Source organism: Bacillus sp. FSL K6-3200 (assembly GCF_038630485.1).
Classification (GTDB): Bacteria; Bacillota; Bacilli; order Bacillales; family Bacillaceae; genus Bacillus; species Bacillus safensis.
The window spans coordinates 998099-1024034 of the sequence record NZ_CP152032.1 but is presented as its reverse complement, the minus strand read 5'-3'; the positions used below and the strand labels follow the sequence as shown (position 1 = coordinate 1024034).

Genomic DNA, 25936 nt, shown 5'->3' with positions numbered 1-25936 from the left:
TTAGTTCAATAGGCGTAAAGACTCAAAAAATCGAAAAATTCTTCAAAGTGAAAATTATCGGAAAGTTATTCCAAAAGAATTTATTTAAAATTTTAAACAATGTACAAGCAAACCTTTACCACATGCATAGGATGACGAGAGGACATGTGTGAAAAGGAGTGATTTAAGTTGGGGGAATTGAATGAAGCTGATCTAAAAAAACCTGTTGTCAATGTACTAGATTTTGGCGTAATTGCTGACGGGAAAACGGATTGCACAGCTAAGCTTAATGAATGTTTAGAATGGACAAAAGCACAAGGGTATTCCCATGTCTGGCTGCCGAGCGGCACGTATTTAATAGATGCGGTGTACAGAGGTGATTCATTTTTTCCTTTCCGAGGTGCAGGTATACGGGTGCCAAGTCATATATGCATTGAGATGGCGTCAGACGCTGTGATAAAGGTAAAACCAAATGATTCATGGGGATATGCAGCCTTTTATATAGGAAAGGTTCAGCATGTGACCATCCGAGGCGGGCGTATTGAAGGGGATCGTCATGAGCATATATACAAGCCGCTCCCCGCTGAACGAAGAACCCATGAATGGGGCTTTGGGATATGTATCGAAGGTGCCTCCCATGTAGAGGTCAATTATGTCCAAATAAAAAATTGTACGGGAGACGGCATCATTGTCAGTCCCCACGGTTTGTTGACAGAGGGTGAACCGTATTCGCCTGCTTCATCTATTGATATTTCTGGCTGCACCGTCACAGATTCGAGACGCAACAATATTTCGATTACAGGCTGTGATGGGGTCATTGTAGAGGACTGTCTCTTGGAAAGAGCAGGAGTAAATGGGGTCGAGCCAAGAATGGGCATTGATATTGAAGGCTATGGAGAAAATGCCGTGAATATGGAGGAGCCTCTGAATATTCAGATTCGCAACAACATCGTCAGAGGAGGTGCTGCAAGCTCCATCTATAACTTTAACGGCTATGGTGTGATCATTGAAGGTAATCATACAGATAGCAGTATCTCCTATGGCTTTTCCACCGAAACGATCATTGCCAACAATTTGATTCGTGCAGTAGGAGGAGGTGTGACAAAAGCAGGGATTACGAGCTTAGGCGTCTCACTTGGTCAAACGGAAAACAATGTGATTATTATTGGCAATATGATTGAGGGGTTTGAAAAAGGGATTGATGTGAGGGGAGACAGTGTTCACATTACAGGCAATAAGATCAGTCTTTTTGAAGATGCGGCTGTGTCCGTTTATATGGCGAATCGCATTCTAATAGAAGGAAACCATATTGAATCAGGAACGAATACCGGAAAAAGAAGCGCCTCGCTGCATATCTATCAATCGGATAGTGTCGTCTTTTCAAACAATACGGTCTACTCAGTGATCGATGCGGCCGTGGTGAGAGGCACGAATATCCTGATCCAGCACAATCAATTTAAAGAATTCAGCAGAGGAATCTGGGTGCAGGAAGGGGAAGTCGGGATTAACGGCAATCACTTTATTCAAGAAGGACATCCAGAGCTTGTATCCTCGTATACCATTAGTATTACTGGGAATGCAAAGGCTTTCATTTGGCAGAATCGCTTTAAGGACTATCAAAACTATGCTGTATACAGCAGTACGACGGGGGCATTAGAGATTAAAGATAATTCCTTTGAAGAAACATCCTTATATGTGGTGATGTATATTAAAAATGGTTCGCCACAAATTGGAGATAACCGCTTCTATTTAAATCGATCGATCGGACAGCCGACGGCGATCTTTATTGACCAGGCCGCCTCAGCCCGTGTGCTGCGCAATAACATCATCAATATATCTCCTCAAAAAGCAATTGCCGTACGCACCGCAAATTCCACTCATTCTGTCATCGCCCACAACATGCTGGAGCGTAGTCAATTGGTGACACATACCACAGACAGGCTCATCGGAAATATTGAGATTGATACACCGTCATGAACGTTTGAAATCCCTTATTTTGGAGGTTCAGAAGGCGGTTGACAATCCTGTAAAAAGGGCATATAGTAATAATTATTTTTCATTTTTCGCAACATTTGCCCTTTTTTTATTAATAAAACCGATTAATTCAATCAGAAAAATGTATCTTCTAAGGACTTCGGTTTGATACATTTAGGATATAGAAAGGATGAAGAACAAGTGTCACAGCCGAAAAGGAAGCTCAAGCTAGGCGTATTCATCGCAGGAACTGGACATCACGTTGCCTCTTGGAGACATCCGAATGCAGTACCAGACGCAGCCATGAATCTAGATTATTTTAAACAATTAGCGAAAAAGGCAGAGGAAGGAAAGCTGGATTTACTCTTTTTAGCTGACAGTTTATCCATTAATCAAACCTCTCATCCGAACGTATTAACGAGATTTGAACCGCTGACCCTGCTTTCATCCATTGCTGAGTCTACTTCCACCATTGGTTTAGCAGCAACAGCATCCACTACATACAGTGAGCCTTTCCATATTGCAAGGCAGTTTGCCTCCCTTGATCATTTATCAGGCGGAAGAGCGGCATGGAATGTGGTCACATCTTCTATTGAAGAAACAGCGAAAAATTTTAGCGGAGAAGAGCATTTAGCACACCATAAACGATATGAGCGGGCAGAAGAGTTCGTCGAGGTCGTCAAAGGTCTCTGGGATTCTTGGGAGGAAGACGCCCTTGTCAGAAACAAGGAAACGGGAGAATTCTTCGAATCTAGTAAGCTTCATGAGCTCCAGCACAAAGGTGAGTTCTTCTCAGTAAGAGGTCCTCTCAACGTATCACGCACGCCGCAAGGGCAGCCAGTAATCATTCAAGCAGGATCTTCTGAAGATGGCCAAAAGCTTGCAGCAAAAACAGCAGAGCTCATTTTCACTGCACAAAACGATCTCGATAAAGCGAAGGAATTTTATCAAAGCTTGAAGGGGAAAGTAGAGGCTGCTGGCCGTGCTAGAGAGGACGTCAGTATCATGCCGGGTATCTTCCCAATCATTGCTGATACAGAGGAAGAAGCCCAAGCGAAATATGAAGAATTACAGGAGCTGATTGTTCCTGAGATTGGACTGAGCATTCTGCAAAATTACTTAGGCGGGATTGATCTGTCTCAGTATCCTTTAGACGGGCCGCTTCCAGAGATTGATCCAAGCACCTCAAATGCGGTGAAAAGCCGTTTTGATCTCGTGATGAATATGGCGAGAAAAGATAACCTGACCATTCGCCAGCTTTATCAATCGATTGCCGGCTCACGCGGTCATAATATTTTCATTGGAACGCCGCATCAGCTGGCAGATGTGATGGAAACATGGCTTCATGAAGAAGCAGCAGACGGCTTTAATGTCATGCCGCCGCTCTTGCCAGAAGGGCTGGATGTGTTCGTAGACCGCGTCGTCCCAATCCTTCAGGAACGAGGCTTATTCAAAACCGATTACACAGGACAAACCTTACGAGAAAATCTCGGATTAACAGAGCCAAAAAATCGCTACACGACATAAGGATGAGGTGACTAACGTTGGGATACACGTTTCGTCTGGCAACAGAGGCAGATATAGAGGCGCTGCTTGAACTGACAACAAGAGCCTACGAGCCAATTCGTGAGCTCGGGATCCAATTCCAAGCAGCACATGCTGATTTCGCTCTCGTTCAGAAAAATGTACAAAAAAATCTTTGCTATGTGATGGAAGAAAACGGAGAGCTTCTATCCACTTTATCACTCCGTATGCCTTGGGGAGAGCAGCCAGGACCGTTCGGCGTCCCTCACATTTGGTGGTTTGCCTCAGAACCAGCCGCCAAAAAAGGCACAGGTTCTGCCTTGCTGGAATGGGTTGAAACCGAAGTGCTAAGGGATACACTGAAAGTGCCATACGTGTCGCTCGGCACAGCTGATAAACATCCATGGCTCATAGAAATGTATGAGCGTAAAGGCTATGTCAGAGCAGGAGAAAAAGATTTAGGCAAAGGTCATATCACGGTTTATTTCAAAAAACAATTAAGATCAGATATCACACAACCATAAGAGGAAGAAGGGTTTACAAACATGAAAAACAAAAAGTGGCTAGTCGTTCTATTTGCAGCAATGCTGGCAGTTTTAGCAGCTTGCGGCGGCAACAATCAGAGTGAAGGCAAAGACGAAAAAGTGTTAAAAGTAGGCGCTACAGGACAAAGCTATCCGTTTGCTTATAAAGACAATGGCAAGCTTGTAGGATTCGATGTTGAAGTAACAGAAGCCATTGCGAAAAAGCTTGGCTACAAACTAGACTGGCAGCTGAGTGAATTCAGCGGACTGATGGGACAGCTGACATCTGGTAAGCTCGATACAGTGTCAAACCAAGTTGCAGTCACAGACGAGCGTAAACAAACATTTAACTTTACAGATACGTACGCTTACGCAGGAACACAAATCATCGTGAAAAAAGACAACAACGACATCAAAGGTCTTGACGATTTAAAAGGAAAAACAGTGGCGGCGGTTCTTGGCTCTAACCATGCTAAAAACTTAGAGAGCAAAGACCCAGACAAGAAAATCAAGATTAAAACATATGAAACGCAAGACGGCGTATTAAATGAAGTGGCAAATGGCCGTGTAGATGCATATGTCAACGGACGCAGTGTATTACTTGCTCAAATTGAAAAAACAGGTCTGCCGCTGAAAATCGTAGGCAACCCAATTGTATATGAAGAAGTAGGCTACCCATTTGCGAAAGATAAAAAGCATGACAAACTAAGAGAAGAATTTAACAAAGCCATCAAAGAATTAAGAGAAGACGGGACACTTAAGAAATTGTCTGAGAAATATTTCAAAGACGATGTGACAGTGCCTATTAAAAAATAACGACAGCGGCGGTGAAGACAGACATGAACAAAATTGATTGGCAGTATATGGTGACGGTTTTTCCGACATTGCTTCAATACTTGCCGATAACGATCTTCATGGCGATTGTCTCCATGGTATTTGCCATTATCATTGGTGTGGTATTCGCTCTCATTACGAAAAACCGGATACCTGTCTTATACCAATTTGCCAAGCTGTATATTTCTTTCTTCAGAGCGGTTCCAACCTTGGTTCAGCTCTTTCTCATTTATTTTGGTCTCCCGCAGCTATTCCCTGCGATGACCTCAATGGATGCTTTAACAGCGGTCATTATCGGATTAAGTATTAAAAACTCAGCATACTTAGCAGAAATTTTCAGAGCGGCTCTGAATTCAGTGGATGAAGGGCAGCTGGAGGCGTGCTTATCTGTCGGTATGACAAGATGGCAGTCTTACGTTAGAATTATTTTCCCGCAGGCCATCAGAAATGCAATCCCAGCGACGGGGAATACCTTTATCGGTCTTTTAAAGGAAACATCTCTTGCCTTTACGATTGGTGTGGCAGAAATGTTTGCACAAGGGAAGATGATCGCATCGGCGAACTATAAATACTTTGAAACCTATTTAGCCGTAGGGATTGTGTATTGGGTGCTGACGATCATTTATAGCTTCCTGCAAGACCTATTTGAACGAAAAATCAGCAAACCTTACCGGAATTAAGGAGGTGTGGACATGATCAAGCTCACCAATTTGAAGAAATCATTCGGCGACCTTGTCGTCTTAGACGGAATTAATCTTGATGTACAAAAAGGGCAGGTTGTGGCCATTATCGGACCTTCTGGCTCCGGTAAATCCACCTTGCTGCGCTGTTTAAATTTATTAGAAATACCTGATGAAGGCACGATTGAAATTGGCGATGCGAAGCTCGATGCGTCCAAATATTCACGTAAAGAAGCCTATCACCTGCGTCAACAAACGGCCATGGTGTTTCAAAACTATAATTTGTTTAAAAACAAGACAGCACTGCAAAACATTACAGAATCATTGCTTGTAACGAAAAAAATGACGAAGCAGCAGGCGAATGAAATCGGTATGAAACTGCTGAAGCAGGTAGGGTTAGAGCAAAAGGCTGACAGCTACCCAGTCACATTATCTGGCGGACAGCAGCAGCGGATTGGGATTGCCCGCGCGTTAGCGGTTGATCCACATGCGATTTTGCTGGATGAACCAACGTCAGCGCTTGATCCAGAGCTTGTTTCAGGTGTGCTTCAAGTCATTAAATCTATTGCGATCCAAGAAACAACGATGATCATCGTCACACATGAAATGGCGTTTGCAAGAGAAGTGGCAGACCATGTGATTTTCATGGCGGATGGTCATATTATTGAGCAGGGGACGCCAACTGAGTTATTTGATGAAACAAAGAATGAACGGACGAAACGATTTATCCAAAAAGAAGCAGCGGCTGAAGAAGCATAAGCTGCTTTTTATTCTTTAGAGGGGTGATTATCTAGTGAAATCAATAGGAAATGAAGCTTTAAACAAACGTTTGATCAACATTCGCCGAGCGCTTCATGAGCATCCAGAGCTGGCGTTTGAAGAATATGAAACGACAAAGAAACTGCGCCGCTGGTTAGAAGAGGAAGGGATCACTGTGCTTGATATCCCAGCACTTCAAACAGGTGTTGTGTGTGAAATCAAGGGAGAACATGAGGGACCGACGATTGCTCTGAGAGCTGATATTGATGCACTTCCGATTGAAGAGGCATCTGGTGAACCATTTTCTTCAAAGGTACCGGGGAAAATGCATGCATGCGGTCATGATTTCCATACAGCTTCTATTTTTGGTGCGGCTCTTTTATTAAAAGAGCGGAAACATGAGATCAAAGGAACGGTCCGTATTTTGTTCCAGCCGGCTGAGGAAGTTGCTCAAGGAGCGAAGCACGTTATAGAGGCAGGCGTTTTAGATGGAGTCGATGCGATTTTCGGTATGCACAACAAGCCTGACCTGCCAGTTGGCACGATTGGCATTAGAGAAAAAGCATTGATGGCGAGTGTGGACCGGTTTGAAATCGATATTAAAGGAACGGGTGGTCATGCTGGTATTCCAAATCACACGGTAGACCCAATTGCCATCAGCGGGCAGATCACAAGTGCCCTTCAGCAAATCGTCAGCCGCCGCATCAGCTCCTTGCATCATGCGGTTGTCAGTATCACACGCATTCAAGGCGGTACGTCATGGAATGTGATTCCCGACCGTGTCGAGATGGAAGGAACCGTTCGGACGTTTGAGCCTGAAGTAAGGGCGATGATTCCGAAGCTTATGAAACAAATCGTCAGCGGGATTGCAGAAGGTTTTGGAGCAGAGGCTGAAGTGAGATGGCATCCTTATCTGCCTTCTGTCATGAATGATGAGCGTCTGACAAAGGTGGTAGAAGAAACGGCTGATTCGCTTGATTTACATGTCGTGCAGGCAGAGCAGTCACCGGGCGGAGAAGATTTTGCCCTTTATCAAGAACGCATTCCAGGATTTTTTGTATGGATGGGGACTAGTGGTACGAAGGAGTGGCATCACCCTGCGTTTACATTAAATGAAGACGCACTTCCAGCTGCCGCTGCCTTCTTTGCTGAGCTTGCCGTTCGGGCAATGGAGTCTCAATCATGGAATTAACAAAACAACTGGCAGAAGCAGTGCTTTCTGCTAATCCGCTGCAAGATGAACGGGCCATTCAAATGGCTGGAAATGGCCTTTTAGACGCTGCGGCATCAGCGCTTGCTGCGAAAGAGGATGAAGGGATTCAGAAGCTGATGCAGCTTGTTGAACAGGAAGGCGGAGCCGCTCAGATTCCTGTCATTGGACAAGGAAAGAAGGTGAGCCGCCAATCCGCAGCGATGCTGAACGGCTACCTCATCCATGCCCTTGATTATGATGATGTGCACTCAGATGTGAGAGGACATCCAAGTGCGGTTATCATTCCGGCGCTGCTATCACAGCTGACAGAAGGCAAAGGGTATAGCGAGCGGTTTTTAGCTGCCTACATCACAGGTGTCGAAGTGATGGCAAGACTTGGCGAATCCATCGGTAAGGCGCATTATGAGCGGGGCTGGCATAATACAGGAACACTCGGAGCCATTGCGGCAGTATGCGCGATTGGTTATTTGAAACAAGTCTCCGAGGAAGAACTGACGAAAGCAATCGGCTTTGCCGGAGCGCAATCAGCCGGAATGCGAAAGCAATTTGGCTCTGATATGAAACCATTACAAGCCGGTTTAGCTGCTAAAACAGCCGTTTGGTCTATGGATTTAGCTTGTTCAGGTTTTGGGGGGAATGACTCGGTTCTTGATGGCGCACTTGGTTTCTTTTCACTCTATGGAGATCTGGAACTTGCGAAAAGTCGTTTACTAGAGGGCTATGGTTCTACATGGCGTATTGTTTCACCGGGGCTGTGGTTCAAAGTATATCCATTCTGCTCAGCTGCCCACCATGCAGCAGATGCGATCCAATCCTTAACGAAAGAGCGGGCTTTCTTGCCGGAGCAGGTAAAACAGGTCGATGTCATATTCCCGCCAGGCGGAGATGCAGCGCTTATTGAGCAGACACCTTTAACCGGGGAAGAAGGACGATTCAGTGTCGAATACGTCATCGCACTTGCAGTGTTTGGACAGACGCTTACGCTGGATGCCTTTACGAAAAAAAACATTCCATTAGACATGCTGACATGGATGAAGCGGGTGAGCAGAGGTTATGATCAAACAGTAGAACCTCATCCCGATGCTGTTCCAAAAGGACGCTTTACGATTGTGAAGCTCACCTTATCTGACGGCACCACCATGAGCAAGCGGGTTGATATTCCGCAGGGAGCACCAGGCTGTGCGTTATCGAAAGAAGACATCATACAAAAGTTAAGCAGTATCACAAGCGCATCACAGGCACAGCAGATTTTACAGGCGGTTGAAGAGGGAAACGACGCTGCTTATTTGAAGTTGCTGGCATGATAAAAAAGCTCATCGATAGTGATGAGCTTTTTTAAATAGATCTATCATATAACTGTCAGGAAGTGATTTATCTAAATATATGAGACTTCCTCATGAGTTAAAGATCATAAATGACACTGTCCTCATCTTGATATTTTGTAAAGTCATGTTGAATAACTTCAATTAATATCTTGCCATCTTCTGCAATGCCATCATAAAAAAACCTCATGTGATTCACCGCAGTATTAGTTCTTTCAATAAGTATGAATAAAAGATGACCAAACGATGATAAGTTCATAAAAACAGTGGAATCCAATTGAGATTTGAAAGGGAACATGTAAAATAAAGCTACATAAAGAAAAACAATGGTAGCAGCGGAGGCTGATCATGAAAATATTAATGATTGAAGATAATCAGAGCGTTTGTACAATGACGGATATGTTTTTTCAACGAGAGGGATTTCAAGCGGAATTTGTCCATGATGGTTTAGAAGGATTGAATCGCTTTAAGCAAGAGGAGGATTGGGATCTGCTCATTTTAGATGTCATGCTTCCTTCGATGGATGGTCTGACCATTTGTCAAAAGGTACGCCAGATCAGTGACATTCCGATTATCATGCTGACAGCAAAGGAAACCGAATCTGATCAGGTGCTTGGTTTTGATCTTGGGGCAGATGATTATGTGACCAAGCCCTTTAGTCCACTAACCTTGATGGCAAGAATTAAAGCGGTGAAACGACGCTTTGCTCATACAACTCCTCAAGAAAAGGTGAATGAGGGCGAACGGCTGGAGACAGCACATTTTCAGTTGGATAAGAAAACGAGGGAAGTTTTCCTGGATGGAGAGCGAATAGAGAACCTCACACCGAAAGAATACGATCTGCTGTGCTTTTTTATTCAGCATCCTCGGCAAGTATTTTCACGAGAACAATTGCTTGAGCAAATTTGGGGATACCAATTTTATGGAGATGAGCGAACGGTAGATGTTCATATTAAACGGCTGCGCCAAAAAATTGGGGACGGGCCTAAGCCCTTTTTGTATACAGTATGGGGCGTAGGGTATAAGTTCGATGAAGATTAAATATTTTTATCAGCTGCTGATCAGTCACCTTGGGTTATTGCTCATCGCCATTGTCATTATCAGCACCCTTTTATCTCATTTTGTGAAAGATATTGCCTATCAAAACAGAGTGAATGAAATGAGCTCCTATGGGAATGAAATCTTGCAAGATTATAAACGACTCCCTAAAAGCGAGATGACCTTTCGTCTGCGTCCATTTGAAGATATTCTTTCGACGAGGCAAATTCGTTTTTTCGTGTTTGATGAAAAAGGAGATATACTGTCTCAGCAGCAAGAGATGCCGCCGCATGAAGTATTATTGACAAAGGATTTATGGGCCAAACTCTCAAAAGGAGAGCAAATCATTGTGAAGCGAAGTGATTCACGCCGCCTTGATCAAGAGGCATCACTTGTGGCGCTCCCTGTCATGGAGGATGGAAAGCTAAAGGGTGGAGTCGTCCTTATTGCCCCGATTCAAGGCGCTGAACAGCTCATCGCCCAAATGAATCGTTATCTGTATATCATCGTTTTTGTGGCGCTGACGATCACCTTTATTCTCAGCCTGTTCCTGTCTAAATTTCATGTGAACCGCATCAAAAAGCTGAGAGAGGCGACTGAAAAGATTGCGCAAGGTGATTACAACATCAAGCTTGAAAACAAACACCTTGATGAAATTGGCACACTTGGTGAGGATTTTAATATGATGGCCAAGCGTCTTCAGCAATCAAGAGAGGAAATTGACCGGCTTGAAAAGCGCAGACGCCAATTCATCGCAGATGTGTCTCACGAATTGAAAACACCGCTGACCACCATTCGAGGACTGGTGGAATGGCTGAACACTGCGGATGTGTCAGCAGAAGAGAAAGAGAAATGCTATGCCTTAATCACTGACGAGACAAAACGTATGCTGCGCCTCGTCAATGAAAATATGGATTATGAGAAAATTAGATCGAATCAAATTACCCTTCAGAAATTTCACTATCCACTCATTGACACATTTGAAGTGATGAAAGAGCAGCTGAGCCGAATCGCCGAAGAGAAAAACAATCAGCTGATCGTGGATGTTGATCCTGAACTAAAGGTTTATGCAGATTATGACAGGCTCATTCAAATACTTGTCAATATCACAAAGAACGCGATTCAATTCACAGAAGGCGGCCGTATTTACTTAAGAGGAAAACAAGAAAATCAAGAGACGATCATTGAAGTGGAAGACACAGGCATTGGCATTGCGCCAGACGAAGTCAAACACATATGGGAACGTTTTTATAAAGCGGATATCTCAAGAACGAATACACCGTATGGAGAATACGGATTGGGCTTGTCCATCGTGAAGCAGCTTGTGGACCTGCATGAAGGGCATATTGATATGAAAAGTGAAAAAAACAAAGGAACGACCTTTACCATTCGATTGCCGTTTCCAGAAGAAAAGGGCTAAAATGAAGTTCATTTTAGCCCTTTTTGGTGAATCACCACTTATTCATTTTTGGTAAACGTTAATCCAATATGAGCAAGTGCCTGTGGTAAATCTTTCCGGATGGTGATGTCTTTAAACGATATGTTGGATTGAATCGCACTTAAAGCAAGGTCTTGCTTAATGCCCGTTAAAACTGCCGAAATTCCTAAAAGTCTCAGCGTTTGTGCGTAGCTGACCAAATATTGAATGCTTTGTTCATTCAGGCTTTTTGTTCCCGAGACATCAATGACCAAATGAGAGAGCGACAGCCTGTAGCTTTCCTGTAAAATGGTTTCCAAAATATGCTGAGCACGTGTCTCTTCGATATCACCAAGCAGAGGAAGCACGGCGACACCGTCAACTACTGGTACGATCGGTACAGACAATTGCTGAATTTGCCGGTTAGCACGGTCTAGTTCGAGAACGTAGCTTAATAAAGAAGCCATCGTTTCAAACATATACACATGCTCTTCTGTGAACTGCTTCGGCCTCAAATCTAGTCCGCAAATCGTCCCGTAGTTCGTCCCATCTGTAAAATCAATGGGAACCCCAATAAACGAGCCGTTTTGAAGATGTTTCGTGACCTCTAAATATTTAGATCGGTCATCCCTCGAAATGTCAGGGATCACAAGTGTATCCTTATGATCGACTGCCAGCTTGCAAAATGTTTTTTCGTAAGGGAGTTCTTCTCCTTCTTCAAGAAGCTGCTCGTCATGATTTAGCACCTTTACAATCTGATTGGTGTTTTGATCATTTTTAGCAATAAACAGTGTATTCACATCAATGAATTGACTCATCATGTTTAAAATACTAGTAGAAGCATCATGAAAATTGCGAAACTGTTTTAATAGTTGTTGACGAGGCATTGTTTTAGGACTCCTTGTAGCTCCGAACATAGGCCGGAACGGATAGTTGATTTGTCTCTATCATACAAAATCAAACAAGAAATAGATACACTTTAATGCGCAAAAACACTCTGATCGTCGAGATGAAAAAAGACTGCTGATCCAAAGATCTGGCAGCCTTCTGATTAAAGAGAGACAGGGACAGTAGACATAGAGAAAAATTCCTCATACAAGGCTTGAACAGCTTCTTTTTCTTGCGCCGCTTTGACGCCGAACATCATGCTGACCTCTGAAGAGCCTTGATTGATCATTTCAATATTGACCTTCGCTTTTGAGAGCGCCTTTGCCGCTCTTGCCGTTGTGCCAACATTATGACGCATCGCTTCTCCCACAACCATAATAAGCGAGAGATTTCGCTCTAAAACGACCTCATCTGCATCAAGCACGACCTTCAAGCGGTCTAGCAGCTCCTCTTCAATATGCTGCTCCTCCAGCTGATCCTGCCGTAAAATAATGTTCATATCATCAATGCCAGAAGGGACGTGCTCATACGTAAGCCCATATTCCTCTAGTGTTTGCAGCACCTTACGTCCAAAACCGACTTCTCTGTTCATCAAATATTTGCTAATGTAAATGCTGCAAAACCCATTGTCTGAGGCGATTCCAACAACAGGTCCATTTGTATGATCCCGCTGATTCACGATTTTTGTCCCTTTTGCCGAAGGATTATTCGTGTTTTTAATCTGAACCGGAATGCCTGCACGGAAGGCTGGAATGAGTGCTTCATCATGGAACACAGAAAAACCAGCATAAGACAGTTCGCGCATTTCCCGATACGTCAGCTCTGTAATCTCTTTCGGTTCATGAACGATTGTTGGATTGACAGCGTAGACAGCATCCACATCTGTAAAGTTTTCATATACATCTGCCTTCAGGCCGTTCGCCAAAATGGAGCCGGTAATATCGGAGCCGCTTCGCGAAAAGGTGACGATGTCTCCTGCTAGACTAAAGCCAAAAAAGCCAGGGAATATAATAATGCCAGAGCGCTCTCTTAATTTGTACAAATGATCATATGATTCCGGCAGGACTTGCGCTTGGCCAGGCTCATCGCTCACAAACAAACCAGCTTCCTTTGGATTCACATAATGAGCTTCAACACCCTGATGACGGAAATAGGCGGCAATGAGCTTAGCGTTATTGTCTTCACCGCTTGCTTTAATGGCATCAAGATAGCACTCAGGGCGGGATGAATCAGCCTGTAATAGTGTCTCTAGATCTTGCCTGATGGTATCGATAATGTCATGATCTAATCCGAGTTCATCTGCTATTGAGGCATACCGCTCGATAACCGCTTCCTTTAAATCATCTGCTTCACCTAAACGTAAATATTGTTCACCGCAGCTAATTAATAGATCGGTGACCTTCGTATCCGTTGAATGCCGTTTTCCTGGTGCGGAAACAACGACTGCTTTTCGAGCTGGATCTGCTGTTACAATGTCAAATACCTTTTGCAGCTGCTTGCCAGAAGCAAGTGAACTGCCACCAAATTTAACGACCTTCAATGCATACATCTCCTATAGTAAAAATTTTCTCACAAATTGAATAGTTCCTATTATCAACTCTTTTCCTTAAATTATCAAGGTTTTTCTTCACTAGAAATACAAATGTGTTTATAGAGAGGACGATATTGTGTGAGTATATGAAAAAAGAGCCGGCTATATGCCGAGCTCTTTTTCTTATGAAGAAGACGAGGAGGAAGATATCTCCTGCTTCATCACTTTGTTATCACGTTTTGCCTTTAAGAAAAAGGAGAGGACGAGTCCAATGACAGCAATCAGACCAGAAATGAAAAATGACGTATTCATTCCATGAACGGCCGATTTTAATGGATTGGCCAATTCTGCATTTGCAGCAGAGCTGCTCATGATGGAAACAAGCACAGCCGTTCCAATGGAACCGCCTACTTGTCTCATCGTGTTATTCATCGCTGTCCCATGCGGGATCAAATGAGGCGGTAATGCGTTAATACCTGCGGTTGTCAGCGGCATCATGATCATCCCAACCCCGATTAAGCGAAGCGTATAGGCGACCGTAATGAGAGCGATCGATGAATCAAGGGTGAGCAGCATAAATGGCAGGGTGGTAACGGTGAGGATCGTAAATCCGCCTAATGCCAGCCCTCTTCCGCCGACTTTATCAAAAATCCGTCCAATAATCGGTGACAGGAGTCCCATGAAGAGAGCACCCGGCAATAAGATCAGCCCTGTATCAAGTGCAGACAGCCCTCTGACATTCTGCGTATAAAGCGGCAGAATCGTCTCTGTACCAATCAATAAAGCAAAGACAAGCATCCCGAGGAAAGTTGTTAAGCTAAAGATCGCAAATTTAAATACGCCAAACTCAAGCATCGGTCTTGTTAAGTTCGACTGGCGCAGGATAAAGAAGAACAAGCTCACGGCGCCGACAATCAGCGAAATGAGAACAGTTGCACTCGTCCATCCATACGTGCCGACACTAGAAAATCCGTAAAGCAGCCCGCCGAAACCGAAGGACGACAAGATGACAGATAAGACATCAATACGTGTCTCTCTTTGCTGCGTCACATTTTTCATTAAGAAGAAAGCAAGAATGAGATCAATGATACCGATTGGCATAACAATATAAAACAGGGCCTTCCAGCTGAAGGAATCGACAATCCAGCCGCCAAGTGTTGGTCCAAGCGCTGGTGCGAACGAAATGACAAGTCCGACCATGCCCATTGCCTGCCCGCGTTTTTCTTTCGGGAAAATGGTTAAAAAAATCGTTTGCATCAGCGGCATTAAAATCCCTGCACCGGCTGCCTGTACGATACGCGCTGCAAGTAACACCGGGAAATTCGTTGCAAATGAAGCAAGAATTGTACCGGCTGTAAAGATGCTAAGTGCCGTTAAAACTAAAGAACGGCTTGAAAATTTCTCAATGAGGAAAGCCGTAATGGGGATGAGAATCCCGTTTGTCAGCATAAAGGCTGTTGTGAGCCATTGTCCTTTGCTGACATCAATATTGAAATCTTCCATGATATGCGGGATCGCTGGAATGAGAAGCGTTTGGTTTAAAATCGCGACGAATGCCCCAACGAGGAAAATCCCAACAATCACAGATCGATTATACGATGTAGTTGATTGGTTCATGTTATCCCTTCTTTATCTATAAAATGATGCTTTTCAGCTGTGACACGTTTTGTGATAAAACGCTGTTTTTGCCTAAATAATCGAGCAGTGAGCTGACTAAAAAGGTTCTCGGTTCATCCTTTGATAATTCTTGATTGAGCAGCTCATACGCAGAGAGGAGATCGTCCTTTTCTTCTCCGTTTGGCAGTGCGTGCAGCTCTTGTTTGATCTTCGTTAAGTACGAGATGACAAGCTTCTCTTCATCATATTCGTCCTGTGAGGAAAACAAATAAGAGTCCATCAGTTGATCTGTTAACACAGGCTCAATCGAGCAAGGCTTTTTCGATACACGATCCATCACACCGATGATCATCTCGGCAGCATTTTCTAATTTGATGTTCTTGTGCTCAATCGCCAGCATTAAGATGAATTCTCTCATTAATCCATTGAGAACAATCACAAGATCCCAAACATAAGGAGCGACAGATTCTCCATAGGTGCTCAAAATAATGTCTCTGTGGCGCTGCATGATAATGGAGCGTGTCTCGCGCAAGTGTTTAATGACAATAGGCGAATGCTGTGAAAAAGCTTCAAAGGACAGCATATTCAAAAATTTATGATTCTCTTTAAACTCTTCAAGCTCAAGCTTGATCTTCTTTGTGAATTTTTCCTTTTTGGACAGCGTCGTTTCTGAATGAATGATCTGAGAAATCTCTCTCATTTTGCACTGATTGTATTTAATCAGTTCTAATAGAAGAGCTTCCTTTGAATCAAACAGTTTATAAATAGACGCTTTTGATATTTTACAGGCATCGGCAATTGACTGCATGGAGACACTCATATAGCCTTTTTGAGAAAATAATTTCTTCGAAACCCGCAAAATCTCTTCTTGCTTTTCGTTCATCTTCATAAGTCCTTTCCGAATCGGCAAAACCATATGGTCACAATGGAAACCGAGTGGTCACTTTTGCTATGATAACAAAACCAATGACCCATGACAAGAAAATGAACTTAAAAAAATACCCGTCTGCATGACAGGTATTTTATCCTTCCGCATGTGCGAGATATATTTTTGTTTTGCCGTGAAGTTCGACGACCAACATATCTTCTCTCTCTTTCACAGAGTAAATAGCGGTTCCTTTTTGTAACCGAGAGGCTGTACCATGTTTAAAATTTTTGGCGGCTGTTTTCTGAATGACACCTACTTGCTGCTGTTTTGTGACGTGTAAGGATGTCGTCCAATCTACATTTGTTTCATAGACCGTTCCTTCCCATTGAAATAAATCTGCCGTCTGATCGATAGCTAATAACTCTTCCGCACTAGGTGGTTTTGACTGAAAAGATTGAACGGACTGGCAGGCGCATAAGGAGATCGTGAGCATCATCATCAATAAATTAATCCATATATTACGTGTCAAAATGGGTTCCTTCCCTTCAGACAGTCTCATGAATAATGGACGTTTGTGAAGTCATATCGTTACTTGACTAGTCAGTTCCAGGTGAATGAGATTGTATGTGAGCACAAAATACGATACATTTATCGTATGACGAATCCAAACCATCCAAACCAAGAAGATATGAGACTGATTTCTGTTCTGCACGCATTGGCTGATCCAATCCGGTTAGAAATTGTTCGCTGCTTAGCAGAGGCGGGGGAGAGGACATGCGGCACGTATGAGATGAATATTGCCAAATCTACGCTTTCCCATCACTTCAAAGTACTGAGGGAGGCAGGCGTCGTGAAAGTGAGAATTGATGGGAAGCACCGTTACTATTCTTTAAGAAAAGAAGACATCGAGACTGCTTTTCCTGGGCTTGTGTCATCTATTTTAAGAGTAGGTAAAGAACGGTGGTAAGCCAGCTGTCTATGAAGAGCAGCTGGCTGTTTTATGTCCCGAAAATGGCGTCATACAGCCGTTTCACAGCCGGTTGAATATCCTCTCGCCTCATATGTGAGAAGCCGAGGACGAGCGGAACAAAGCCTGGCTGATGCCCTGGCAATTGCTCATCAAGGGTAAAACGATCCATTCCGTACATTTTCAGCTTTCTGTCTTTCGCTCGCTGTAAAATCTCATGCTGCGACCGATTTGAACGGAACTCTGCGATAAAATGAAGTCCAGCATTTTCTCCAATAATCCGCACATTGTCAGTAAAAACCGTATTGAGTTCTTCAATGAGCTGCTTCCGTTTTTCCTCATATAAACCATTCATTCTTTTAATATGCCGTTGATACGCCCTATCTTTTATAAAATGAAGAAGGGTGTATTGTGTAAAAAGATTGGCTGTTTGAATGAAAAAATGCTGTTCCTCCTTATAACGTCTCAATAAATGCTGAGGCAGTACCATATAGCTTAGCCGCAAGCCGGGCAGCAATGATTTTGAGAAGGTGCCCATATAAATCACTTTGTCATATCGGTCGAGACTTTGCAGCGCTGGAATGCTGTCTGTGCCATATTTAAATTCACTGTCATAATCATCCTCAATAATATAACGATCTGGCTGATCAGCTGCCCAGTTTAACAGCTGAATGCGCCGGGAAATCGGCATAATCACCCCTGTTGGAAATTGATGTGAAGGGGTAATGATCAACACATTCGGCTGTTTCTTATGAATGTCGCTCATTCGCACCCCTTTTTGGTCAATGCCAATCGTTTCAATTTGGTGATGATTGTTTTTCAGCATTTGATAGAGCCGGCGGTAGCCAGGGTTTTCTAACCCGTATATTTGATCAGGCGGAAGAATGCTTGATAACGAATGGATAAGTGACTGTGTGCCTGCACTTAAAATGAGCTGTTCCGGGTAGCATTTGACTCCTCGTGCAAGTCCGATCAGCCGCGCAATTGTTTCCCGCAGCTCATACACACCTTGTGGATGCGGAAGCTCACCGAAGGCTTCTTGGTGAAGATGGATCGCCTTTTGTTCACTTTTCAGCCAGCTTTTAAATGGAAAGTTCGCTGTATCGACGGAGATATGTGAAAAAGAATACCAGTCGTCTCGTGCAATCGGTTCTTCCTTTAAATCTATAGGAAGAGAAGAGGGTTTCAACTGCCCTGATTCATGAAACGTTTCTAGTGACTCCACGAAAAAACCTTTGCGCTCAACCGAGTATAAATACCCCTCGGCAAGCAGCTGCTGATAGGCGCCATTCACTGAATTAACGCTAACGTTTAATGCACCCGCTAACTCTCGTTTGGACGGTAATTGATCGTGCGGCTGCAGGTTGCGATTTAAGATTTCTTCTTTGATTTTCATATAAATTTGATGATAAATATATCCGTTTTGCCCTGTTTGATCTAGTTGAATTGTCAGCATCTCACCATTCCATCCTCTCTGGTACCATGAAAAAAATGATATTGGTACTTTCTATCATACCAAAAAATATTCAGAATAATAAAAAAGGATATAAAGGGGATGGATGACAATGAGTCAAACGACAACAAACCGTTTTTCAACTGAAGAATGGCAGGGGAAAAGAGATCAATACGTCGCAAGAGGCGTGAGTAATGGCAACCGTCATCTTGCAGCGAAGGGGAAAGGAGCCGAGCTGTTCGATATTGATGGAAAGCGATTTATCGATTTTGCAGGCGCCATTGGCACATTAAACGTAGGACATTCACATCCAAAGGTCGTGGAAGCGGTCAAAGCACAGGCAGAGAGCCTGATTCACCCAGGATTCAACGTGATGATGTACGAATCGTATATCGAATTGGCAGAGAAGCTGTGCCATCTCACACCAGGTGACCATGATAAGAAAGCCATTTTTCTTAATTCAGGTGCAGAAGCTGTTGAAAATGCGGTGAAAATTGCACGTAAATATACGAAAAGACAGGCCGTTGTGTCGTTCACAAGAGGTTTTCACGGCAGAACGAATATGACAATGAGCATGACAAGCAAGGTCAAGCCATATAAATTTGGCTTCGGACCATTTGCGTCAGAGGTGTACCAAGCACCATACCCGTATTACTATCAAAAGCCAGAAGGATTAAGCGATGCCGCGTACGACGAGTACATCATTGACCAATTCAATCAATTCTTCGTCGCAGCCGTTGCACCAGAAACGGTTGCTTGTGTGGTCATGGAACCAGTCCAAGGGGAGGGCGGATTCATAGTGCCATCGAAGCGTTTCGTTCAGCATGTCGCTTCCTTCTGTCAGCAGCACGGGATTGTCTTTGTTGCAGATGAGATCCAAACCGGTTTTGCGAGAACAGGGAAATACTTTGCGATTGAACACTTTGATGTGGTGCCGGACTTAATCACTGTGTCAAAATCTCTTGCAGCTGGCTTACCGCTGAGCGGTGTCGTTGGCAGAAAAGAAATGCTTGATGCGGCAGATCCAGGGGAGCTTGGAGGAACATATGCAGGCAGTCCATTAGGCTGTGTAGCAGCACTGGCGGTTCTTGATATCATTGAAACAGAACAACTGAATCAACGATCTGAACACATTGGACAAGTCATTGAGGACAAAGCAAATGAATGGAGAAAGGCGTATCCATACATTGGGGAAGTCCGCCGGTTAGGGGCAATGGCGGCAATTGAAATTGTGGAAGATCAAACAACGCGTACACCAGATAAGAAAAGAGCCGCAGCGATTGCAGCATATGCAAATGAGCACGGGCTGCTTCTTTTAACGGCAGGGATTAATGGGAATATCATTCGCTTCTTAACACCACTTGTCATCACAGATGAGCTGCTTCACGAAGGACTAGGGATCATCGAGGACGCCTTCAAAGCACGCTAAACAACAAAGGGGGATGGTTGTATGCAAAAACAACAAATGGGAAAAACGATGTCGCAGTCTGACGTACTGTTTTTGTCCATTGGTGCAATGCTTGGCTGGGGCTGGGTTGTACTTTCGGGAGATTGGATTTTAACAGCTGGATTTTTAGGCAGTGTGATTGCTTTCGTTATAGGCGGTATTCTCGTCATCTTTATTGGACTTACGTATGCCGAGCTTTCATCTGCGATTCCAGAGACAGGCGGAGGGCTCGTCTTTGTCCAGCGGGCATTTGGGATGAAAGCAGCGTTCGTCTCAGCATGGGGCGTATTGTTTGGTTATGTGTCTGTGATTACGTTTGAAGCTGTCGCCTTGCCGACCGTCATTGATTATGTGATTCCAACACAGCATGTTGGCTTCTTATGGAATATAGGGGGCTGGGACGTTTATTTCACGTGGGTATTGATTGGATCTGGCGGTGCATTGTTTTTAACAGCGCTGAATTACATTGGGGCGAAGCCTGCTGCCATTTTTCAGTCCGTGTTCACAGTGGCGATTATTCTGACAGGTTTTCTCCTTTTAGGCGGCGCAACATTTAATGGAGATTTTGCAAACCTTGAGCCGATGTTTCAAGGCGGGGTGGGCGGTCTTATGGCGGTGTTAGTCATGATTCCCTTTTTATTCGTTGGGTTTGATGTCATTCCGCAAGTAGCGGCGGAGATTAACGCACCAAAAAAAATCATTGGGAGAATCTTGATTATCTCCATCGTGAGCGCGGTCATTTTTTATCTGCTTATTGTCTTTGGGGTAGCAGCTGGGCTGTCAAAAGGACAGCTTGAAGCTTCTTCATTAGCAACAGCAGATGCGATGGTACAGCTTCTCGGTCATCAAGCGTTTGGAACAGTGCTTGTCATTGGAGGGGTAGCAGGAATTGTGACGAGCTGGAATGCTTTTATTATCGGTGCAAGCCGTATTCTATATGCTATGGCGGAAAGAGGTATGATTTCCAAATGGTTTGCGTATATTCATCCAAAGTATAAAACACCGACAAATGCCATTTTATTTCTTGGAGCTTTGGCTTTTTTCGCTCCATTACTAGGGCGTCCTGCCCTTGTATGGATTGTCAATGCAGGCGGTGTAGGAATCATCGTTGGGTATTTAATCGTGTCCATTGCCTTTATGAGGCTTCGCAAAACAGAACCTGAGCTTGAGCGTCCATACAGCATTAAATATTGGCGGACGACAGGTGTTTTAGCCATCGGACTGAGTCTTCTTTTCCTTTCATTTTACTTTCCGGGAATGCCGGCCTCCTTATCGTGGCCAGCTGAATGGATATTGCTTTTAGGTTGGGTACTCATTGGGTATATACTATATGTAATGAATCCAAGAACGAAGGAGACGGTAGAGCATGACAAACGAACTCAAAGTGTATAATCCTGCAACAGGAGAAGAAATTGCTTCAGTTGCTCAGCATACAAAAGAACAGATCGAAGACGCAATTTCCCGTTCACACAAAGCATTTAAATCATGGGCGAAAACGTCAGCGCATGAACGTGCCAATATCATTCGCAAGTGGTTTGATCTGATGATTGAGCATAAAGAAAGGCTTGCGAAAATCATCACAGAAGAAAACGGAAAGCCATATCAAGAAGCATTAGGAGAAATCGTCTATGCGGCTGGTTATATTGAATGGTACGCGGAAGAAGCAAAGCGAATCTACGGCAGAACCATCCCGTCACATACGACGAACAAACGCCTTTTTGTCACAAAACAGCCAGTTGGTCCGGTTGCTGCCATTACTCCGTGGAATTTCCCTGCGGCGATGATTACGAGAAAGGCAGCTCCTGCGCTTGCAGCAGGCTGTACGTTTATTGTAAAACCTGCTGAAGACACACCGCTGACAGCCATTGAACTAGTGAAATTAGGTCATGAAGCCGGCATTCCAGAGGATGCACTGCAATGGGTTGTGGGAGACGGCAAAGAAGTGGGTGAAATCTTCACAGATAGTCCATTGATTCGTAAAATCACGTTTACAGGCTCAACGCCCGTCGGAAAGCATTTGATCAAAAACAGTGCCAGCACAGTCAAACACGTATCAATGGAGCTTGGCGGTCATGCCCCGCTCATCGTAGACAAGGATGCAAACCTTGAATTAGCTGTCAAACAAGCCGTAGCATCTAAGTTTCGGAACGCAGGACAAACCTGTGTCTGTGCCAACCGCTTAATTGTGCATGAAGACATTCATGAAGCATTTGCACAAAGCTTCAGCAAAGAGGTAGAGAAGCTGAAAGTGGGAAATGGCTTTGAAGAAGGCACATCCATCGGTCCAATTATCAACAAACGCGGCTTTGATAAAATTGTCGACCAAATTCAAGATGCAGTGGATAAAGGAGCGAAAGTTCTTGTCGGCGGCGATACGCATTTCGACGAGGACAAATCATATTATTTTGTCCAGCCAACGGTCCTTACACATGTGGATAATTCGATGAACATCATGCATGAAGAGACCTTTGGTCCAGTGGCACCAATTACGACATTCAAAACGTTAGACGAGGCAATTGAATTAGCCAACGATACACCTTTTGGCCTTGCAGCTTATTTCTTTACAGAAAATTATCGGAACGGGCTCTACATTTCAGAAAACCTCGATTATGGGATTATTGGCTGGAATGATGGCGGTCCATCGGCTGTCCAAGCACCTTTTGGCGGTATGAAAGAGAGTGGGATTGGCCGAGAAGGCGGCATCGAAGGGATCGAACCTTATTTAGAAACAAAATATGTATCTATTGGGTTAGACGAATAAACGTGAAAAAGACTGTCCGAGAAATCTCGGCAGTCTTTTTTTATTAAACAGCCGGCGGAAAAAGCTGATCCACCGTTTCTTTCGTTTCTTTCAGAATTTCGTGTATGTAATCTGCAGATGCCTGCTCCATGCTGCTGAACAAAAGCCGTTCGACTGGCTGAACGCCAATAAAATTGAAGACTTCAGTATCAGTTGTCATGTGATGAGAGGAGGTGAAGATTTTATTGGAATCAAGAAAAGTCCTCGGGGCATCATGCGTGTTGATAATGACACCTTTTTTGTGCCGAAGCAAATTTTCAATCTCTCCATCCTCATTGATCTGATAAGCAAAACCCTCAGAAAAGACGCGCTCTACATAACCCTTTAGCATAGCTGGCAAGCCGGTCCACCATATTGGAAAAATAAATGTCAGCACATCCGCCTGCTGAATCAGTTTCTGCTCTCTTTGAATGGCAATCGGCACATCACCGCATTTGATGGCAGCCTTTTCTGTAATGGTGAGCTCTGGCGAAAAACCTAGAGTATAGACATCACGAACAGTCACTTCATGACCATTGTTCAAAAGAGTGCTCACAACAAGATCTAATAAGGTTTGATTTAAGCTTTGCTGGGGATGAGCAAAAATGATTACATGGTTCATCTCATAGCCTCCTATGTGGTCATGTGTCTCATTATGGCATGCGGCTTTATCCTATTCAATCCTATATTGGAAATAATAAGTTGGGAAAATGGAAAAAATTGATTTCTAATAAAAGTAAACAATCTGTGGTGCAAGAAAAAGCGACCGTTTCCTAGATAACGATCGCTCATGTATCTCTTTATTTCTTTCTAAAAGCAAGCCCAAGTGCAATCAGCGCCACGACTAGGGCAGCAATGGATAGACCAAGGACAAGCGGTGAGGAAGAAGCAGAGGCTGTTTCAGAGGCCTTTTCTTCTTTTGGTTTTTCCTGGCCATGTGAATCCGTTACGGTATTAGATGCCACAATGTTTGTGATGGAATGAGGTTTATCAGCATCTTTATCGCCAGTCCATTCAACGACCGTTCCATCCTTATAATATTGATACGCATCCCAAGCAGCTTCCCCTGCTTTTTCAGGGTTTTTCGCTACAAAAACGAATTGCTGGAATTGTCCAGCAAGCACACCTTTACCAGTAGCTTCCCAAGTCACTCTTGTCACCTTGCCATCTTTCTCTTCAGTTGACGTTTTCCAGCCAGGTACTGGCTCATATTGCTGGAATTCTACGCCTTTAGGTATTGTCAAAACAACCTTTGTCGTCGGGCTGTCACTCTCAGAAGGAACCTTTAATGTATAGGTCTCCCAAGCATTTGCCGCAGATGTATCAGGCTTGACTGTCACGTGCGCACTCACAGGAATCGCCAATAAAAATGAAGCGAGAAGCATTGGTAATAAAGCTTTAACGTATTTTTTCATAGTGATAACTCCTTTTAGTTTCTTCTAATAAATGTAGTATCGATATTCTTAAAAGAACCAGTTAACGCATGGATTTCAATTTTCCATGTGCCTTTTTCATTTAATAAGAGATTTTCAGCAGAGAAATGACCATTTTTTAATCGTTTCAGTTGAAATTCACTTGGTGTCTCATCACCGAATAAAGCCACCTTATGGATCTTGGCTGTCACAGATTGAATATCAGTGATCGTTTCTCCATTCTTCTTTGTAAATGCCACTTCGAACGAGTTTTTCCCCGGGGCATTCGGGGTAATGCTCAAGGACACAATGTCACGATGCTCGACCTGATTTGCGCCAAAGAAGGGCTCAGGTGCAGGCGGAGGAGGGCTCGGAATATTGGTAAAGACAGCCGTTAATAACAAAATGGCAATCCCGATCATCCATTCAGCTCGTAAGGAAACGCTGCGTTTCAGCATCTTTTCCCATCTCAGCATCAAGTAATGCATAAGCCCAAGCAGGCCCATGAGGATAAATAAACCAAGCTTGATTAAAAAGGTGCGTCCGTATGCTGATTGGAAAAGAGCGTCAAACGATTGCAAAATAAAGATGGCATTCACAAATCCAGAGAACACAATGAGCCCAACAGAGAGCAGTGCCCAAGGATGAAATGCTGCTAGCGTACTCCGAATGAGCGGCTGATCTTCATTTGGCAGTTTCTTCACCAATAGAAGGACAATGGCTGTTAAACCACCGACCCAAATCGAAGCAGAGACGAGATGGATGAAATCAAGTGATGTTGTGAGTATTTTATTGTCTGTTGCGGCTGGATGTCCGATTTGTGCTTTCACCCAAAGGAGCACTGTGAATAGGAGCAGTGGAAACAGCCAAATCCGAAAAGAAGAGAAGTCCCCTTTTCTCACCGCTACAATCGTCCAGATGGTAAGAAGAACAAATGACGCCATAAGCATCATCCACAGACTACCGCCAGAAGTGGACGCAATCGTTTCTTGTAAAAGCGAAGGCTGGAATGCCCCCCAAAAGGACACGTCTGCCGCTGATTTTGTTTGAATCGGCAGCTGGAACACAAGTGCTCCGCCCATCATGATCAATGACACGGTTAAAAGCCGCTTCATTCGTTTCGCCAATACAGGTGAAATCGCAGTCTTAAACCAAAGCAGTCCAAACAAAATGGTCCCAAGGAATAAGCTGAATGACGTATAAAGAAAGGCTTTATCAATAGTGGAGGCCACATCAATGGATTCATCCGTTTGACCTTGTTCTAATTGGTCAAAACCGCCATCCGCTTTTCCAATACTAAACGGAATCATGCCAGAAACAGAGTGTCCGTCCGCTGATACCGCATTCCACTGAATGGTGTAAATTCCTTTTGGTAAATTCTTTTTTAAAGCCGCTTCCATGATCTTTTGATCTTTAATGACCGTATCTCCTTTATCCACACGATCCCCTTTTGCATTTAGCACCTTAATGGCATGAAATCCGCTTTCAATCCCTTCACTAAATGTGATCGAGACGGAAGGAGGCTGCTGATCCAGCTCTTCATTTGCCGCTGGGTTCGAGCTCACGACGTATGCATGAGCAAATGCTTCCTTTGGAATGAAAAAAGCGAACATGACCATAAGAAGCAGAAGCCATTTACTATTTTTAAACAAGGTGAATAACCGCCTTTCTACCTATGAAAGTGTCTCATGTATCAGAAAGAAAGCGGCA

The 25936-nt window shown here is 43.9% G+C and carries 23 protein-coding genes; 14 read left to right on the top strand and 9 right to left on the bottom strand.

Features of this window, described 5'->3' with window-relative positions; translation table 11 throughout:
* Positions 1–168: 168 nt before the first annotated feature.
* The 10 genes from MHI60_RS05305 to MHI60_RS05260 all read left to right on the top strand — a co-directional run bounded on the left by MHI60_RS05305 (position 169) and on the right by MHI60_RS05260 (position 11267).
* Positions 169–1956 (top strand): right-handed parallel beta-helix repeat-containing protein, encoded by a 1788-nt coding sequence (locus tag MHI60_RS05305; RefSeq protein ID WP_144473055.1) that lies wholly within the window; start codon positions 169–171, stop codon positions 1954–1956.
* A gap of 198 nt (positions 1957–2154) precedes the next feature.
* Entirely contained in the window at positions 2155–3480 is a 1326-nt protein-coding gene (locus tag MHI60_RS05300) for an LLM class flavin-dependent oxidoreductase (RefSeq protein ID WP_144473053.1), read from the top strand.
* A gap of 17 nt (positions 3481–3497) precedes the next feature.
* On the top strand, positions 3498–4001 hold the full coding sequence (locus MHI60_RS05295; protein ID WP_024427303.1) for a GNAT family N-acetyltransferase: 504 nt from the start codon (positions 3498–3500) through the stop codon (positions 3999–4001).
* 21 nt (positions 4002–4022) lie between these two features.
* Positions 4023–4817, top strand: coding sequence for an amino acid ABC transporter substrate-binding protein (locus MHI60_RS05290; protein WP_095407736.1), 795 nt, complete (start codon positions 4023–4025; stop codon positions 4815–4817).
* Between the two features lie 23 nt (positions 4818–4840).
* Positions 4841–5515, top strand: coding sequence for an amino acid ABC transporter permease (locus MHI60_RS05285; RefSeq protein WP_041089072.1), 675 nt, complete (start codon positions 4841–4843; stop codon positions 5513–5515).
* 12 nt (positions 5516–5527) lie between these two features.
* Positions 5528–6274 (top strand): amino acid ABC transporter ATP-binding protein, encoded by a 747-nt coding sequence (locus tag MHI60_RS05280; RefSeq protein ID WP_111289674.1) that lies wholly within the window; start codon positions 5528–5530, stop codon positions 6272–6274.
* 43 nt (positions 6275–6317) lie between these two features.
* Complete coding sequence (locus MHI60_RS05275; protein WP_186437344.1) at positions 6318–7466, top strand: amidohydrolase; 1149 nt, start codon at positions 6318–6320, stop codon at positions 7464–7466.
* The gene (locus MHI60_RS05270; RefSeq protein WP_144486104.1) at positions 7457–8791 is read left to right on the top strand and encodes an MmgE/PrpD family protein; all 1335 of its coding nucleotides are present in this window, start codon (positions 7457–7459) and stop codon (positions 8789–8791) included. Before MHI60_RS05275 ends, MHI60_RS05270 begins: the two co-directional genes overlap by 10 nt.
* 366 nt (positions 8792–9157) lie before the next feature.
* Entirely contained in the window at positions 9158–9850 is a 693-nt protein-coding gene (locus tag MHI60_RS05265; protein ID WP_144486105.1) for a response regulator transcription factor, read from the top strand.
* Positions 9840–11267: a HAMP domain-containing sensor histidine kinase gene (locus MHI60_RS05260; protein ID WP_111289680.1), complete on the top strand. Its 1428-nt coding sequence runs from the start codon at positions 9840–9842 to the stop codon at positions 11265–11267. Before MHI60_RS05265 ends, MHI60_RS05260 begins: the two co-directional genes overlap by 11 nt.
* A 38-nt stretch (positions 11268–11305) precedes the next feature.
* Here MHI60_RS05260 and MHI60_RS05255 read toward each other — a convergent pair whose 3' ends face one another.
* From MHI60_RS05255 to MHI60_RS05235, 5 genes are all read right to left on the bottom strand, one after another.
* A complete protein-coding gene (locus tag MHI60_RS05255) occupies positions 11306–12151 on the bottom strand; it encodes a GAF domain-containing protein (protein WP_048238099.1) in 846 nt (281 codons plus the stop codon).
* A gap of 164 nt (positions 12152–12315) precedes the next feature.
* Positions 12316–13692, bottom strand: a complete 1377-nt coding sequence (locus MHI60_RS05250; protein ID WP_144486107.1) for an aspartate kinase — start codon at positions 13690–13692, stop codon at positions 12316–12318.
* A 174-nt stretch (positions 13693–13866) separates the two neighbouring features.
* Entirely contained in the window at positions 13867–15300 is a 1434-nt protein-coding gene (locus MHI60_RS05245; RefSeq protein WP_144486109.1) for an MDR family MFS transporter, read from the bottom strand.
* Between the two features lie 16 nt (positions 15301–15316).
* Positions 15317–16183 (bottom strand): TetR/AcrR family transcriptional regulator, encoded by an 867-nt coding sequence (locus MHI60_RS05240; RefSeq protein ID WP_223250936.1) that lies wholly within the window; start codon positions 16181–16183, stop codon positions 15317–15319.
* Between the two features lie 139 nt (positions 16184–16322).
* On the bottom strand, positions 16323–16697 hold the full coding sequence (locus MHI60_RS05235) for a hypothetical protein (protein WP_144486112.1): 375 nt from the start codon (positions 16695–16697) through the stop codon (positions 16323–16325).
* A gap of 126 nt (positions 16698–16823) precedes the next feature.
* On the opposite strand from MHI60_RS05235, the gene MHI60_RS05230 reads away from it, so the two are divergent.
* Positions 16824–17135, top strand: coding sequence for a metalloregulator ArsR/SmtB family transcription factor (locus MHI60_RS05230; RefSeq protein WP_144486207.1), 312 nt, complete (start codon positions 16824–16826; stop codon positions 17133–17135).
* Between the two features lie 31 nt (positions 17136–17166).
* Here the strand turns inward: MHI60_RS05230 and MHI60_RS05225 are convergent, their stop codons facing one another.
* Complete coding sequence (locus MHI60_RS05225) at positions 17167–18591, bottom strand: PLP-dependent aminotransferase family protein (protein WP_342502673.1); 1425 nt, start codon at positions 18589–18591, stop codon at positions 17167–17169.
* Positions 18592–18700: 109 nt separating this feature from the next.
* Between MHI60_RS05225 and gabT the strand changes: the two genes are divergently transcribed.
* Genes gabT through MHI60_RS05210 form a run of 3 tightly spaced genes read left to right on the top strand, consistent with a single transcriptional unit; the run spans position 18701 to position 22796 of the window.
* Positions 18701–20017, top strand: coding sequence for a 4-aminobutyrate--2-oxoglutarate transaminase (gene gabT, locus MHI60_RS05220; protein ID WP_144486116.1), 1317 nt, complete (start codon positions 18701–18703; stop codon positions 20015–20017).
* Between the two features lie 21 nt (positions 20018–20038).
* Positions 20039–21427: an APC family permease gene (locus MHI60_RS05215; RefSeq protein ID WP_095407750.1), complete on the top strand. Its 1389-nt coding sequence runs from the start codon at positions 20039–20041 to the stop codon at positions 21425–21427.
* The gene (locus MHI60_RS05210) at positions 21402–22796 is read left to right on the top strand and encodes an NAD-dependent succinate-semialdehyde dehydrogenase (RefSeq protein WP_144473035.1); all 1395 of its coding nucleotides are present in this window, start codon (positions 21402–21404) and stop codon (positions 22794–22796) included. The genes MHI60_RS05215 and MHI60_RS05210 overlap by 26 nt, the downstream gene beginning before the upstream one ends.
* Positions 22797–22839: 43 nt before the next feature.
* On the opposite strand, the gene MHI60_RS05205 is transcribed toward MHI60_RS05210, so the two are convergent.
* The 3 genes from MHI60_RS05205 to MHI60_RS05195 all read right to left on the bottom strand — a co-directional run bounded on the left by MHI60_RS05205 (position 22840) and on the right by MHI60_RS05195 (position 25878).
* On the bottom strand, positions 22840–23436 hold the full coding sequence (locus tag MHI60_RS05205; RefSeq protein ID WP_111289701.1) for an NAD(P)H-dependent oxidoreductase: 597 nt from the start codon (positions 23434–23436) through the stop codon (positions 22840–22842).
* A gap of 178 nt (positions 23437–23614) precedes the next feature.
* On the bottom strand, positions 23615–24229 hold the full coding sequence (locus tag MHI60_RS05200) for a DUF1775 domain-containing protein (protein WP_048238085.1): 615 nt from the start codon (positions 24227–24229) through the stop codon (positions 23615–23617).
* A gap of 14 nt (positions 24230–24243) precedes the next feature.
* Positions 24244–25878, bottom strand: coding sequence for a copper resistance CopC/CopD family protein (locus MHI60_RS05195; RefSeq protein ID WP_144486118.1), 1635 nt, complete (start codon positions 25876–25878; stop codon positions 24244–24246).
* Positions 25879–25936: the final 58 nt, after the last annotated feature.